The sequence below is a fragment of the Candidatus Methylomirabilota bacterium genome, assembly GCA_035764725.1.
GTDB lineage: Bacteria > Methylomirabilota > Methylomirabilia > Rokubacteriales > CSP1-6 > DASRWT01.
Window position 1 is genome coordinate 1 of sequence record DASTYT010000149.1, and the last position, 13,780, is coordinate 13,780.

Below are 13,780 nucleotides of genomic sequence, written 5' to 3' on the forward strand. Positions count from 1 at the left end.
CGAGCTCGCCGCGGGCCGGCCCGGCGCCGGTCTCTTCGTCGACGCCGCCATCGAGGTGGCGCGCCTCGCGCGTCAGGTGGCGCGCCTGCCCCGCGCGCGGGTCGACATGGTGCGCCTCGGTGACGCCCGCGGGTTCTGGGCGCTGGACAGCGAAGGGTGGGTCGATCTGCCCAGCTCCTGCTTCACCTACAGCGCGGCGGGCCGCACCGCGCTGGAGTCGCGCCCGGTCCGGGCCGCGGCGCGGCCCGACCTCTACAGCCCGCCCGAAGGCGCGCACGGGGTCTTTCAGCGGCGCAAGCTCGCCCGGCTCGTGCGCACCGGCGAGCGCCTCGATCTGTTTCATGCCATGCACGACGACATTCACGGCTTCGATCTCCACCTGGAGGTGGATCTGGCCCGCGGTGTCATCGTCGCCGCCGACTCGGTCACGTCGCGGCTCCCGTATCGCGGGCTCTGCGACGAGCCGCAGGGCCGCTTCGCCACGCTCGTGGGCGAGCGCATGGATCAGGCGCTGCGCAAGCGCATCCAGACCGGTCTGGGCGGTGAGGCGGGCTGCGGCCAGCTCTACGACCTCACCGCCGACCTCCTCAAGCTGCTCCACCTCGAGTGACCGTGCTCGCGACCGCTCACGGCCGCCCGGCCGCCATCATCTTCGACATGGACGGCGTGCTCATCGACTCCGAGCCGATCGGCTACGAGGCGATGGGACTGGTGATGGCGCGCCACGGCGCGCCCTACGACCTCGTGCAGAACGACGAGTTCGTGGGCCGCACCAGCACCGAGAGCTTCCGTATCCTCCGCGCGCGGCACGGCATGCGGCCCGAGGCGGAGGAGCTGGCGCGGCAGTTTCGCGAGGCCAAGATCCGCATCGTGCGAGAGCGCGGCGTGCCCATGCCCGGCGTGCTCGACGTGCTGGCGGGCGCGCGCGGGGCGGGCTATCGTCTGGCCCTCGCCTCCTCCGCCGAGGTGCCGGTGATCGAGGCCACCGTGGAGGCGCTCGGGCTCGCGCCCTATTTCGAGCTGCGCGTGTCGGGGGGCGAGGTGAGACGGGGCAAGCCCGCCCCCGACGTGTTCCTCGAGACGGCGCGGCGGCTGGCGCTGCCGCCCGCGCACTGCCTGGTGGTCGAGGACTCGCGCAATGGCTTGCTCGCGGCCAAGGCCGCCGGCATGCGCTGCATCGTGGTACCGTGCGAGGCGACGCTGAGCCACGATTTCACGGGCGCGGACGGGCGCATCGCGCGCCTCCTCGACCTGCTGCCGCTCCTGTCCTGAGCAGTTATACTGTTTCGGTCATGTCGCCGCTTCCGGTCGGCAAGCTCTCCGGCGACACGCTGCAGCGCCTCTTCGCGAAGTACGTGCGCGCGAGCGGACCTCCGGAGGCGGGCGCCCGGGTGATCGTGGGCCCGCGCGTGGGCGAGGATGCCGCCGTCCTCGACATGGGTGACCGGTACCTCGTGGCCACCACCGATCCCATCACGTTCGCGACGGATGCGGCGGGCTGGTACGCGCTGCACGTCAACGCCAACGACGTGGCGGTGCGCGGGGCGCGGCCGTCATGGTTTCTCGCGACGCTACTGTTGCCCGAGGGCGACACGGAGCCGGCGCAGGTGGAAGCGCTGTTCGGGGAGATTGCGGAGGCGTGCGAGGCGCTGGGCGTGGCGCTGGTGGGCGGGCACACCGAGGTGACCGCCGGCCTTTCGCGGCCGATCGTGATCGGGACCATGCTGGGTGAGGTCGCGAAGGACGCGCTCGTCACGACCGGGGGGGCGCGGCCGGGCGACGCGCTCCTCCTCACGAAGGGCGTGCCGCTCGAGGGCGCGGCGATCATCGCGCGCGAGCGCGGCGAGGAGGCGGCGCGCCGCGGCGTCGCCGCCGACGTGATCGAGCGGGCGCGGGGGCTGCTGCGCCAGCCCGGGATCAGCGTGGTGCCGGACGCGCGGCTCGCCGCCGAGGCGGCGCGCGTGCACGCGATGCATGACCCCACCGAGGGCGGCCTCGCCACCGCGTGCTGGGAGATGGCGGAGGCGGCGGACGCGGGGGTGCGCGTGGAGCGCGAGCGCGTGCCGCTCTTTCCAGAGGGCGAGCGGCTCTGCTCAGCGTTCGGCCTGGATCCGCTGGGCACCATCGCCTCGGGCGCGCTGCTGATGGCGGTGGCGCCGGGGGATGCCGACCGGGTGATTGCGCGCTGCCGGGCAGGCGGCGTCGCGTGCGCGGCGATCGGTCACGTGACCGAGCGGCGCGAGGGCATGACGCTCATGGAGCGCGGGCGCGCGCGCGCGCTGCCCGTGTTTCCGCAGGACGAGATCTCGAAACTCTTCGCCGGGAGCTGATATGCCGGTTCAGATCGGATACGCGCATCGCCAGGCGCCGCTGGCTCGCCGGGGCATGGTGGCCGCTTGCCACCCCCTGGCCAGCCTCGCCGGCGTGGAGGTGCTGAAGGCGGGCGGCAACGTCATCGACGCCGCCATCGCCACCAACGCAGTCCTCGCGGTCACCCAGCCGAACTACTGCGGCGTGGGCGGCGACCTCTTCTGCCTCTATCACGAGGCGGCGACGGGACGGATCCACTGTCTACTCGGCGCCGGCCGCTCGGGCTCGCGGGCCAGCGTCGCCGAGCTGGGGCGACGGGGTCTCAAGGCCGTCCCGTTGGTCGGGCCGGGCTCGGTCTCGGTACCCGGCGCCACCCGGGCCTGGCGCATGCTGCTCGAGCGCTTCGGCACCACGCCGCTGCGCCGCCTGCTCGAGCCCGCGGTGCACTACGCGGCGGAGGGCTTTCCCCTCACGGACATCGTGGCCCAGAACATCCGCGATCGCTCCGAGCTGTTCGACGACCCCGAGTGGTGGCGCGTGTTCGTCCCCGGCGGCATCTTTCCGAAGGCGGGCGATCTCTTCCGCCAGCCCGACCTCGCCCGTACGCTCACGGAGCTGGGCGAGGACGGCGACCTCTTCTATCGCGGACGGGTGGCGAAGGCCATCGCGCAGCGCTTGGCCCAGGACGGCTTCCTCACCGCCGACGATCTCGCCGCCCACGAGGGCGAGTGGGGCGAGCCGATCGCGACCACGTACCGGGGCTACACGGTCTACGAGACGCCGCCGCCCACCCAGGGCGTGGCCGCCTTGCTCGGGCTCAACATCCTCGAAGGCTTCGATCTCGCCGCGCTTCCCGTGCATTCGATCGAGCACCTCCACCTTCTGGCGGAGGTGGTGAAGATCGCCTACGCCGACCGCGACCGCTGGGTCGCCGATCCCGAGCACACGAGCCTTCCCACCGCCCGACTCCTCTCGAAGGACTACGCGGGACGTCGGCGCGAGATCTTCGATTCCGGCAAGGCGCAGGCGCACACGTGGGGAGACGCCGAGGGGGACACCACCGGCTTCGTGGTGGCCGACGGGCAGGGCAACGTGGTCAGTGTGATCCAGAGCCTCTACCGGAGCTTCGGCGCCGGCGTCGTACCGCCGGGCACCGGCGTGGTGCTGCAGAATCGCGGCGCCTACTTCAACATCGATCCCGCCCACCCGAACGTGTTCGACCCCGGTAAGCGCCCCTTCCATACGCTGCTGGCCTCCATCGTCATGCGCGACAGTCGGCCGGTGATCGGCTTCTCGAGCATGGGCGGGGACGGGCAGGCGATGTTCCACATCCAGGCGCTCACCAACGCGATCGACTACGGCATGGAGATCCAGGAGGCGATCGAGCGTCCGCGCTTCATGTTCGGACGGCTGCTTCCGTCGGACGCACCCGACCTCCTGCGCCTCGAGGGTCGCATCCCAGCCGATGTCGTCGACGAGATGCGCCGGCGCGGGCACAAGGTCAAGGTGGTCTCCGACTGGTTCACCCAGATGGGCCACGCGCACGGGATCACGCTCACCGACGGCACGCTGCGGGGTGGCGCGGACGCCCGCGGCGACGGCGCGGCCCTCGGCTTTTGAGGATGTGGCGTCTCGTCGCCTACGCGCTCGCGCCGATGTGGGTGGCGGCGACGCTCGCGCTTCCGGGGACCACGGCGGCGGCCGAGTGGAACGGCATCGAGCCAGGGGTGACCGGCGCGGACGTGATCCGCGCACGCTACGGAGCGCCCTCGAAGGAAGTGAAGCAGAAGGTCGACAACTACGACACGGTCGAGTGGACCTACGAGGGCGAGCGTGCCCCGGGCGGCTTCCAGAGGATGGTGGTCGAGTTCGGGATCCTCCTGCCCTCAGGGTACAGCCCCAACACCGTGCGCGTCCTGCGCCTCGATCCGCGCCGCTTCATCTTCACCAAGGACATGGTGGTGTCGGGATGGGGTGAGCCGGACCGCGCGACGACCGAGAACGACCGCGACATCTTCTTCTACGCCTCAGGTCTCCTCGTGACGTTCGACAAGGACGGCGTGATGGCGACCAGCATGTACTTCACCGTGAAGCAGCCGGACTCGGCGCCCGCCTCGTCCGGCGCGCCGGCGCCGCTCCGTCCTGCCGCACCGGCTCCCGCTCCGGCCAAGCCGGCGCCGCCGAGCCCGTCGCCCGGCAACCCGCCCGTCCGCCGATGATCGATCACCTGCTCGCGCTGGACCCCGGCGGCCGCGGAATCGCGCGCTTCTTCGTGGCGGGCGGCGCGGGCGCCGCCGCCCGGGCCCTGCATCGCGCCCGGCGCGTCCTCCTGACCACGGGCTTCGCGCTGGGGCCGGGCCTGCCCGAAACCGATGGGCCGCCGGGCGCCGCCTCCCTGGGCCGCGCCCTTCGCGCCCTCGGCGTCGAGGTCGTGTACGTGACCGACGCGGTGACGGTGCCGCCACTCGAGGCGGCGCTGAAGGTCCTGGGCGAGAGTGGCGACATCCTCACGTTTCACGCGACGGCGGCGAGCGCCGCCCCGGTCGCGCGGCGACTGCTCGCCGAGCATGCGCCCAGCCATCTCGTCGCCATCGAGCGCCCTGGCCGCACGCGCGACGGCGATTACCTCAGCATGCGCGCGGAGTCGGTGCGCGCCTGGAACGGGCCGCTCGACGCCTTGTTCCTGGAGCGAGGGCGCGCCGACATCCGCCGGCCTGTCACCGTTGGCGTGGGCGACGGCGGCAACGAGATCGGCATGGGCCGGGTGCGGGCGCGCGTCGCGCGGCTCGGACCGAAGGCGCGGCGCTTCGCCTCGATCGTGATGGTCGACCACTTGGTGGTGGCGGGCACGTCCAACTGGGGGGCCTACGGCATCGTGGCCGAGCTCTCACGGCTCGCCGGCCGCGATCTGCTCCACTCGAGCGACGAGGAGCTGCGCATGCTCAACGCCTGCGTGGAGGCGGGCGCGGTGGACGGCGTCACGCGGCGCGCGGAACCCACGGTGGACCGCTTGCCCTCCGGCGCTCATACAGGCATGCTTGAGCTGCTGCGCGTGGCGGCGACGAGCCTCGCGCCATCATCGAAGGGCACATCGAGGACGGGAGGCAGGGCACGATGACTCAGGCGGCGAAGCAATCCAAGGTGATGGACACGTACCGGGCGATGCATCCCAAGTCCGGCGCGCTCTACGAGCGCGCGCGCAACGTCATTTCCGGCGGCATCACCCACGACGGCCGGTACCTGAACCCGTTCCCCGTCTACGTCGACCGCGCCCTCGGCTCGCGCAAGTGGGACGTGGACGGGAACGAGTATATCGACTACTGGATGGGGCACGGCGCGCTGATCCTCGGCCACTGCCACCCCGCCGTCGTCGCGGCGATCCAGAAGCAGGCGGGCCGCGGGACGCATCTCGGGGCCTCGCACGAGCTCGAGGTGCGCTGGGCCGAGCTGGTGTCGAAGCTCATCCCCTCGGCGGAGATGGTGCGCTTCACGATGTCGGGCACCGAGGCCACCCACCTCGCGATGCGCATCGCCCGGGCCTACACGAATCGCCCGAAGATCCTGAAGTTCCAGGGGCACTTCCACGGCTGGCACGACGGCGTGGCCCTCGCCGTCGATCCGCCCTACGACGTGCCGTGGTCGGCGGGCGTGCCCGCCGCGACGCTGGATCAGATCCTCTTGTGCCCGCCCAACGACATCAAGGCGGTGGAGACCGTGCTCCAGCGCGGCGACGTGGCCGCGGTGATCCTCGAGCCCGCGGGTGGTGGCTCCAGCACGATCCCGACCATTCCCGGCTATCTTCAGGAGCTGCGGAGTCTGACCGAGCGCCTGGGCGTCGTGCTGATCTTCGACGAGGTGATCTCGGGCTTCCGCTACTCGCCGGGCGGCGCGCAGGCCTACTTCGGCGTCACGCCGGACATGACCACGCTCGCCAAGATCGTCGCGGGCGGCCTCCCCGGCGGCGCGGTCGTGGGGAAGAAGCCGCTCATGAGCATGATGGCCCGCCGCGGCGACCCGGTGTGGGACCGCAGCCAGCGCGTGGCCCAGAACGGCACGTTCAACTCGAATCCGGTCTGCGCTGCCGCCGCCATCGCCACCCTCGAGCTGGTGTCCGACGCGAGCCTCCACGCCCGCGCCAACAAGGTGGGCGAGGAGCTACGCGTCCAGCTCTCCGACCTCATGAAGCGGCAGGGCGTGCCGGGCACGACGTTCGGTGACGTGTCGATCTTCCACGTGTCGTTCGAGGGCAAGCCCGGCCTCGCCGGCTTCGACCGCCCGCGCCGCGGCGATCTGTATCAGCTCCTGCGCTGCGCGCTCCTGAATCACGGCTTGGACTGCGCAGGCTATCACGGCTGGATCTCCGCCGTGCACTCGGACGAGGACATCGACCGCACCGTGCAGGGCTACGAGGCCGCCTTCAAGGACATGGCGGCCGACGGCGCCTTCAAAGGCATGTAGCCCTCTCCCCTCGGGGGGGAGAGGGTCGGGTGAGAGTGCGGGAATGGACGAAGCGAAGCGCCGGGCCAAACTCACCGAGCTCCGCGAGCTGGCCGAAGGCTCGCCGGAGTTCGAGGGCGGGGTCACGTTCGAGGAGGAGATGGAGGCCCTGATCGTCGGGGACTGGGCCATCTTCGCCGTGGACGAGATCGGCGACATCGCCCTGTCCTTCCATCTGGACGCGCATCCGGTGGCCGTGGCCAAGCTGACGCGCTTTCTCGTGCAGCATGACGTGCCCTTCGTGCTGCACGAGGCCTTCACCGTCGACGAGAACGATCAGATCGTGTTCGAGTCGGATACCGGCGCCGACCTCCCCGGTCCCGGCCCCAGCTAGCTCCGCCCCCGCAGCTCTTCCGCTTCCTTCCCGAACTGCGCCGGGGGCGCTGCCGTCCGCCGCGCGGCCAGCCCCGGATAGTGCTCGGCGAACGCCGCTATGATCTCGGCTACCGGCACGTCGGCTCGCGCGCCGCGATCGCGCAGATACTCCATGTGGCGCCGACCGGCGGCGTCGAAGGGCTGGAACAGCGAATCCTCGCGGCCGTCGAACTCCAGCGCCTTCACTCCGAACTTCTCGCAGAGCTCGCGGTTGAACGCGGGCGTCGCCTTCACCCAGCGGCCGTCCAGGTAGAGGTCGGTGTAGCCGTGGTAGACGAAGGTGTCGGTGCCCATCAGCGCCCGCAGCTTCGGCGTGCAGATATGGTTACGCACGTCGGCGAAGCCGATGCGCGCGGGGATGCCGGCGGCGCGGGCGGCCGCCGTGAGCAGCGAGGCCTTGCCCACGCAGAAGCCCGCGCGGTGCTCCAGGACCGCGCTGGCCCGGAACGTGGCCGGATCCGAAAAGTCGCAGTAGGGGGTGTAGACGATGTCGTCCCGGACCGCGTAGTAGAGCCGCACCGCACGGCTCAGGGAATCGGCGGCCGGGCCTGCCGCCTCGCGAGCGAAGGCGGCGATGTTGGCCGCGGCACTGTCCACGAAGTCCGCGGGGGCGAGAAACGGGGCGAGCGCGGGGTCGGTCAGCATGGATCGATTATGCCAGGACTCTCAACCTTCCTGGACACTTCGGTGTGCCTTTGGTACGCTCACAGTTCCGTGGTGGGCTGGTAGCTCAGTTGGTAGAGCACAGGACTGAAAATCCTGGTGTCGGCGGTTCAATCCCGTCCCAGCCCACCATTTTCCTCCCCACTTCGCTCCTCAACGCCGCGGGCGCTGACGCCTGCTAGACTCCGGCGGATGGCCTCGGCAATCGGGCGGCGCGCCTTCCTCGGGGTGGCCGCGAGCGGGCTCGCAGCGCCGCGCGCCGCTCGGTCGCAGCGAGCCCTCACGATCCCGCGGATCGGCGCGCTGTTCCCGGCAGCTCCCGCGGCCGCCGCGCCGAATGTGGAGGCCTTCAAGCAGGGTCTGCGGGATCTCGGGCACGCGGAGGGCCGGACCTACTCGTTCGAGCTACGGGGTGCCGCCGACTCTTCCGACGGGCTGTCCCGGCTCGCCCAGGAGCTGGTGGCCCTCAAGGTCGACGTGATCGTCGCCAGCACGGATCTGGCGGTCATCGCGGCCAGGCAGCACACGTCGACCATTCCCATCGTGATGACCGGCGCTACCGATCCCGTGGGTACGGGGTTCGTGGCCAGCCTCCGGCAGCCCGGCGGCAACGTGACCGGCCTCAGCCGCAGCTCGCCGGAGCTGAGCGGCAAGCGCCTGGAGCTCCTGCGCGAGCTGATGCCGCGCCTCGGGCGCGTGGCCTTTGTCTGGAATCCCGCGGTGCACGCCGCGCGTGCGCTGCGCGTCACGCTGCTCTCCGTGGGGGTGGCCGCGCCGAGGACGTCGAGCGCGCGTTCGCGGCCGTGAAGGAGCAGCATGCGCAGGCCCTGATCGTCCAGGCGCCGAGCCCCATCCTGTACTCGAATCCAGCGCGCATCGTCGGCTTCGCGAGCGCGAACCGCCTGCCCGCGATATACGTGAACCGGGCCTTCGTCGACGCGGGCGGCCTCATGTCCTACGGCGCCAGCGTACTGGACCTGCACCGGCGCTCTGCCGCCTACGTCGACAAGATCCTCAAAGGCGCCCGGCCTGCCGACCTTCCTGTAGAGCGGCCTACCGAGTTCGAGCTGATCATCAACCGCAAGGCGGCGAAGGCCATCAAGCTGACGGTGCCGCCCTCGATTCTTCAGCGGGCCACCGAGGTCATCGAGTAGCGGGACCGTTTCCGGACCCCCGAGGCGCCGCAGCCGGGTCCATCGTTACTCGCCGTATGACGAGCTTTGGGGCTGACGAGCAGGGGCACGTCGCTGACGACAGGGGGCACCCCGCTGACAGAGGTGTTGGGCTGGAGACAGACAATCGGCGCCCGACCGGGCGGCGGGTCAGCATTATTCGGTAGCTACGAAGCCAAGGGGGTTTGGCAACGTTCCTGCTACCATCTGAAGGCGTAAATGGGAGGAAGTACGCAATTTTGTAGAGTTGTGGAGCCATGATGGCCAGAGCCAAGACGCTAACCAACGACGGGAGGCGCGTGAAGGTGAGTTACTTCCTCGACCAGCGCGGCATGACCCTGGCGGAGGTGCTCGTCGCCGTCGTGATCATCATGATCGCCCTCCTGGCGCTTCTGTCCGGCATCCCGGTCGCCAGCTACGGCATCCAGGAGGGGAATCAGCTCACGACCGCGACCTTTCTCGCCAATCAGCGGCTGGAGCAGGTGAAGGCGGCGTCATGGACGGACCAGCCCGCGGTGGATACGGTGGGCGTGTCGGCCTCGGCGACCGCCGCGCCGGTGGCGGGCGCCACCACGACCTTCCCCGACGAGAATCCGGTCGCCGCCCCCTACACCCAGTACACGCGCCAGGTCCGCATCACCGATTGCAGCGCCGGCGCGGGCTGCGGCGGCATCATCGATGCCGGCATGCGCCAGGTCACCGTCACCGTGAGCTATCAGCCGATGACCGGGGTGGGGGTGTCGGCCGCGGGCAGCACGAAGTCCGCCATCGTCACCATGTTCCTGGCCAAGCGATGAACACCATACGAGCGATGCGAGCGATGACATCGATCCGAAGCGAGCGGGGCTTCACCCTCACGGAGCTCCTCGTCGTCATCGCCGTGCTGGGGATCGTGCTCGCCGGCGTCTTCGTCATCCAGCAACAGGGTACTCGGAGCTACCTGATCGGCGCCTCGCGGGTCGAGGTGCAGCAGAACGCGCGCACGACCCTCGAGCTGATGATTCGCGAGCTCCGCTCGGCGCAGTCGGTCACCGCCCTAGGCGGCGCCAGCGATGTCTCCTTCGTGGACCAGACCGGCGCCACCATTCGCTATCAGCTGGTCGGCACCACGTTGAACCGCAGCGTGAACGGTACGGCCGCTGCCTTGGTGGGCGGCGTGCAGACCCTGACTCTCACCTACTACTCCGCCTTCGACGGCTCCACCAATACGGGGACGGTCACCGCGACCCCGGGGAACGTGAAGGTGATTCGAATCTCGATCATCACGGGATCGGAGCGCGGGGCCTCGACTGGCTCGGCCGGCGATCAGCACGCCAGGCTGGAGTCGACGGTCAGGCTCCGGAACTCCTGAGGGAGGTTAACCCCATGCGTGTCCACGGGTGGTTTCGACCGCTGACGGATGAGCGAGGCGCCGCGCTGCCCATGGCGCTCTTCGCGACGGCAATCCTGATCACGCTGGTGATCGCCTTCTCCATCTTGTCGTCGAGCGAGCCGACGATTGCTGGCAACCAGCAGTCGGTGGCCCAGGCCCGCGCCATCGCGGAGTCGGGCATCGAGCGCGCGACGTGGGCTTTGAACAATGCCACCAATACCAATGGCCTGGCTGACCCGATGCCGGCCACGGTGCCCGCGCCCTACGATGGGAGTGCGGCCGTCAACGTGGCGCTGACGTCCGGGACGCTCGGAAGCTTCCGGGTGACCGTGACCCCCGGCGCGGCCAGCAACGAGCGGAACGTCGAATCGGTGGGAACGATCCCGAACGATACGAGCCCACGGGCCAAACAGCGGATCCGGGTGACGGTGATCAAGTTCAAGTTCCTGGGGCCGCCCGCCGCGCTCTCCGTTCGCGGCGAGCTCCAGGTCGGAGGCAACACCTTCATCGATGCGCGGGAAACGGGCCTGGCGGCGCCTGACTCGCGCTGCGGCGCCGGTGGGAAGGTGGGAACCTTCACGACGGGCACCACCGAAGTGCAGGGCGGCTCAGCCGATGTGTACGGCCGGGACGGTAACAACACCCGCAACGAGTCCACCGATATCCTCCAGCTGCAGCCGACGGCGGTCTTCGACCAGTATCTCCTGACCGACGAAGACATGGCCGCGCTCAAGTCGTATGCGAAGTCGCAGGGCACTTACTACCAGGGAGCGGTGGAGTTCAGCGCCTCCAACCGGATGCCGAACGGGGTCATCTTCGTAGATACGGTGAGCGGCGCGCCCATGTCGGCGACCAGCGATCCCAACGACCAGGCAAACGTCACGATCCACGGTAACGCGCCGTCGTCGGACGACGGCATCTTCCACGGCTGGCTCATCATCAATGGCCGGCTTCAGATCGATGGTAACTTCCAGATGTGGGGCTACGGCTACGTGAATAACGACCTGACCTACACCGGTACCGGGACGGGGCAGATCGTGGGGGCGATGCTGAGCCGCAACATCCAGGACACGTCCTTCACCACGATCGACACCAACACCGGCGGTAACGCCAGCATCGTCTACGACTGCGGCAAGGCCATGTCCGGTGGCGGCGCGGTCCCGCAGACCTACACGGTGAAGGGCGGCACCTACAAAGAAGTCTCGGAGTGATGCGTCGGCGCTGGTTGCTCGCGGCCGCCGCGGCGACGCTGGTCGTCGCCGCGTGCGGCCGTCCTTCTCCGCCGGCTCCCAAGGCCGAGGAGGATCCCGAGACGCTGGCGGCGGCCGCGCTCGAGCACGGCGACTACGCCAAGGCGGCCGCGCTGTACCGGCTGGCCGTCGAGCGGCGGCCGCAGAGCGTCTCCGCCCACTACGGCCTCGGCGTCGCCTCCTCGAACCTGTCCCAGAGGGACGAGACCATCCGCGAGTTCCAGTGGGTCGTCGCCAACGGGAAACCCGACTCGGTCGAGGTCGCGGCCGCGCGAAGCTGGCTCATCACGGCCGGCGTCATCCGGAAGCCCGCCGTCTTCACCGCGCAGACGGAGAGCGACCGCTGGAACGGCACCATCGAAGGCCAGGCCTATCTGGGCACCTCGGATCAGCGTCAGGGGCAGGTCCGCATGCAGCTGCACCTCGTGGGGCAGCCGGACAGCGCGACGAAGGAAGAGCGGCGGGTCGTCCGGACCGACAACGAGGGCCACTACCGGTTCGTGAACGTGGCCCCGGGTCCCTACATGCTCACCGACCGCATCGCCGGCAAGCCGCGCTGGCGCCTCAAGATCGAGGTGAGCCCGGGCGCCACGCTGCGGCTCGATCTCAACCCCGCCAACAGCACCGACGCCCGCGACGATTTTCCGAATCGCCCCAGCTAGCCCCGCGGCTCAGCGCGGCGTGAGCTTCTCGCGCGCCTGATCCCGGTCCGGCAGGGCGTCCCCTCTCTCACCGCCAGCTCTGCTTGACTTCCGGCTGGATTCGACAGAAAACGTGGCTCTAACCGTCATGCAAATTCTGTTTGTACATCCGAATTTCCCAGCGCAGTTTGGGCCGATCTTGTCGAGATTGTCCGGTCGTCAGGATGTCGAGTGTGTCTTCGTGACGAAGGCGGCGACCGGCGCACGTGCCGGCGTACGCTGCATTCGCTTTGACGTCAAGGGCGGCGCAACGCGGGCCACTCACTACTGCTCTCGTACGTTCGAGAACGCGGTCTGGCACGCCTGGGGAGTCTACGAGGCATGCAAGGCCACCCCAGACCTGAAGCCCGATCTCATCGTCGGCCATAGTGGCTTCGGTACGACCGTCTTCCTTCGTGAGCTATACGGGTGTCCGATCATCAGTTTCTTCGAGTACTACTACCATGCTCATGGAAGCGACCTGGACTATCGCCACGACTTTCCTCCCCTCGAGATGAATGTCCTGCGAGCGCGCACGCGTAACGCGATGATCCTGCTGGATCTGGAGGCTTGTGCCGCTGGATATACGCCGACGCGCTGGCAATGGAGTCTCTTGCCGGAGGAGTGGCGGCCCAAGGTCGAGATCATCCACGACGGTGTCGACACGAGCTCGTGGCGTCGGCGCCACGTGCCGCGCCGTGTTGGTAGAGAGGAAATCGACGAGGGCACTCGCATCGTGACGTATGTCTCGCGGGGCCTGGAATCCATGCGCGGATTTGACATCTTCGTCCGCGTCGCAAACCGCATCGCCGCAGAGACGTCGAATGTGTTGTTCGTGGTCGTTGGGTCTGATCGGACTCACTACGGCGATGACGCCGCGCGCATCAAGACCAAGACATTTCGTCAACACGTGCTGCTCGCCGAAAAGCCTGACCTCCGCCGGTTCCGGTTCCTTGGAACCGTCCCCCCTGCGCAACTGGCAGATCTGTTCTCGATAGCCGATTTGCATGTCTATCTGACCGTGCCGTTTGTCCTTTCCTGGTCCCTGTTGAACGCGCTGGCATGCGAGTGCATCGTCCTCGCTTCCGACACGGCGCCGGTGCGCGAGGTGATTCGACACGAGACGAACGGACTGCTCGCCGACTTTTTCGACGTCGAGGGGCTGGCCGCGCAGGCGGTCAAGGCGCTTCGCGATCCCGGCGAATACCGGGCACTCGGTAGAGCGGGGCGTGAAGAGATCGAGGCGCGTTACAGCCTGGAACAAACGTTCCCGCAGGTCTGGGATCTCTTCATGCGCACAATGAGTAAGCGCACGATGAGTAAGTCGTAGTCCCGCCACACCTGCCGGCGGCCACGCTCCCGCCGCCGTCGTATAACCTCCCTCCAATCTTGACTTTCTGGTCTTGACACCCCAGGGGACCCGGGTTATATATGCCCTCCATCTGTTTTCCAAGAGAGAGG

The 13,780-nt window shown here is 69.1% G+C and carries 16 protein-coding genes and 1 tRNA gene; 16 read left to right on the top strand and 1 reads right to left on the bottom strand.

Annotated elements, in window-relative coordinates; translation table 11 throughout:
• From VFX14_24270 to VFX14_24305, 8 genes are all read left to right on the top strand, one after another.
• The coding region (locus tag VFX14_24270) for a DUF2889 domain-containing protein (GenBank protein ID HEU5192810.1) at positions 1–610 on the top strand (610 nt) is incomplete at its 5' end.
• A gap of 2 nt (positions 611–612) precedes the next feature.
• Positions 613–1,272 (top strand): HAD-IA family hydrolase, encoded by a 660-nt coding sequence (locus VFX14_24275; GenBank protein ID HEU5192811.1) that lies wholly within the window; start codon positions 613–615, stop codon positions 1,270–1,272.
• 20 nt (positions 1,273–1,292) lie between these two features.
• On the top strand, positions 1,293–2,330 hold the full coding sequence (locus VFX14_24280; GenBank protein HEU5192812.1) for an AIR synthase family protein: 1,038 nt from the start codon (positions 1,293–1,295) through the stop codon (positions 2,328–2,330).
• 1 nt (position 2,331) lies between these two features.
• The gene (gene ggt, locus VFX14_24285) at positions 2,332–3,930 is read left to right on the top strand and encodes a gamma-glutamyltransferase (GenBank protein ID HEU5192813.1); all 1,599 of its coding nucleotides are present in this window, start codon (positions 2,332–2,334) and stop codon (positions 3,928–3,930) included.
• Positions 3,931–3,932: 2 nt separating this feature from the next.
• Positions 3,933–4,529, top strand: a complete 597-nt coding sequence (locus VFX14_24290; protein ID HEU5192814.1) for a hypothetical protein — start codon at positions 3,933–3,935, stop codon at positions 4,527–4,529.
• Complete coding sequence (locus VFX14_24295; protein HEU5192815.1) at positions 4,526–5,428, top strand: DUF4392 domain-containing protein; 903 nt, start codon at positions 4,526–4,528, stop codon at positions 5,426–5,428. Before VFX14_24290 ends, VFX14_24295 begins: the two co-directional genes overlap by 4 nt.
• Complete coding sequence (locus VFX14_24300) at positions 5,425–6,768, top strand: aspartate aminotransferase family protein (GenBank protein HEU5192816.1); 1,344 nt, start codon at positions 5,425–5,427, stop codon at positions 6,766–6,768. Before VFX14_24295 ends, VFX14_24300 begins: the two co-directional genes overlap by 4 nt.
• A 43-nt stretch (positions 6,769–6,811) precedes the next feature.
• Positions 6,812–7,141 (top strand): hypothetical protein, encoded by a 330-nt coding sequence (locus tag VFX14_24305; GenBank protein HEU5192817.1) that lies wholly within the window; start codon positions 6,812–6,814, stop codon positions 7,139–7,141.
• On the opposite strand, the gene VFX14_24310 is transcribed toward VFX14_24305, so the two are convergent.
• Positions 7,138–7,827 (bottom strand): transglutaminase family protein, encoded by a 690-nt coding sequence (locus tag VFX14_24310; protein HEU5192818.1) that lies wholly within the window; start codon positions 7,825–7,827, stop codon positions 7,138–7,140. The genes VFX14_24305 and VFX14_24310 overlap by 4 nt on opposite strands.
• A gap of 74 nt (positions 7,828–7,901) precedes the next feature.
• On the opposite strand from VFX14_24310, the gene VFX14_24315 reads away from it, so the two are divergent.
• The 8 genes from VFX14_24315 (at position 7,902) to VFX14_24350 (ending at position 13,649) form a co-directional block, all read left to right on the top strand.
• Positions 7,902–7,977 (top strand) — tRNA-Phe (locus VFX14_24315).
• Between the two features lie 60 nt (positions 7,978–8,037).
• Positions 8,038–8,652 carry an ABC transporter substrate-binding protein gene (locus VFX14_24320; protein ID HEU5192819.1) on the top strand — a complete coding sequence of 205 codons (615 nt, stop codon included), beginning with the start codon at positions 8,038–8,040 and terminating at the stop codon, positions 8,650–8,652.
• On the top strand, positions 8,649–8,999 hold the full coding sequence (locus VFX14_24325; protein HEU5192820.1) for an ABC transporter substrate binding protein: 351 nt from the start codon (positions 8,649–8,651) through the stop codon (positions 8,997–8,999). The genes VFX14_24320 and VFX14_24325 overlap by 4 nt, the downstream gene beginning before the upstream one ends.
• A gap of 317 nt (positions 9,000–9,316) precedes the next feature.
• On the top strand, positions 9,317–9,814 hold the full coding sequence (locus tag VFX14_24330; GenBank protein HEU5192821.1) for a type II secretion system protein: 498 nt from the start codon (positions 9,317–9,319) through the stop codon (positions 9,812–9,814).
• Between the two features lie 23 nt (positions 9,815–9,837).
• On the top strand, positions 9,838–10,368 hold the full coding sequence (locus tag VFX14_24335) for a type II secretion system protein (GenBank protein ID HEU5192822.1): 531 nt from the start codon (positions 9,838–9,840) through the stop codon (positions 10,366–10,368).
• A 71-nt stretch (positions 10,369–10,439) separates the two neighbouring features.
• Entirely contained in the window at positions 10,440–11,600 is a 1,161-nt protein-coding gene (locus tag VFX14_24340) for a hypothetical protein (protein ID HEU5192823.1), read from the top strand.
• A complete protein-coding gene (locus VFX14_24345) occupies positions 11,600–12,301 on the top strand; it encodes a hypothetical protein (protein ID HEU5192824.1) in 702 nt (233 codons plus the stop codon). Before VFX14_24340 ends, VFX14_24345 begins: the two co-directional genes overlap by 1 nt.
• 127 nt (positions 12,302–12,428) lie before the next feature.
• Entirely contained in the window at positions 12,429–13,649 is a 1,221-nt protein-coding gene (locus VFX14_24350) for a glycosyltransferase (protein ID HEU5192825.1), read from the top strand.
• Positions 13,650–13,780: the final 131 nt, after the last annotated feature.

Coding starts and splice junctions, on each gene's coding strand:
- VFX14_24280 (HEU5192812.1), top strand. CDS start 1,293: ATGTCGCCGCTTCCGGTCGGCAAGCTCTCCGGCGACACGCTGCAGCGC.
- ggt (HEU5192813.1), top strand. CDS start 2,332: ATGCCGGTTCAGATCGGATACGCGCATCGCCAGGCGCCGCTGGCTCGC.
- VFX14_24290 (HEU5192814.1), top strand. CDS start 3,933: ATGTGGCGTCTCGTCGCCTACGCGCTCGCGCCGATGTGGGTGGCGGCG.
- VFX14_24295 (HEU5192815.1), top strand. CDS start 4,526: ATGATCGATCACCTGCTCGCGCTGGACCCCGGCGGCCGCGGAATCGCG.
- VFX14_24300 (HEU5192816.1), top strand. CDS start 5,425: ATGACTCAGGCGGCGAAGCAATCCAAGGTGATGGACACGTACCGGGCG.
- VFX14_24305 (HEU5192817.1), top strand. CDS start 6,812: ATGGACGAAGCGAAGCGCCGGGCCAAACTCACCGAGCTCCGCGAGCTG.
- VFX14_24310 (HEU5192818.1), bottom strand. CDS start 7,827: ATGCTGACCGACCCCGCGCTCGCCCCGTTTCTCGCCCCCGCGGACTTC.
- VFX14_24320 (HEU5192819.1), top strand. CDS start 8,038: ATGGCCTCGGCAATCGGGCGGCGCGCCTTCCTCGGGGTGGCCGCGAGC.
- VFX14_24335 (HEU5192822.1), top strand. CDS start 9,838: ATGACATCGATCCGAAGCGAGCGGGGCTTCACCCTCACGGAGCTCCTC.
- VFX14_24340 (HEU5192823.1), top strand. CDS start 10,440: ATGGCGCTCTTCGCGACGGCAATCCTGATCACGCTGGTGATCGCCTTC.
- VFX14_24345 (HEU5192824.1), top strand. CDS start 11,600: ATGCGTCGGCGCTGGTTGCTCGCGGCCGCCGCGGCGACGCTGGTCGTC.
- VFX14_24350 (HEU5192825.1), top strand. CDS start 12,429: ATGCAAATTCTGTTTGTACATCCGAATTTCCCAGCGCAGTTTGGGCCG.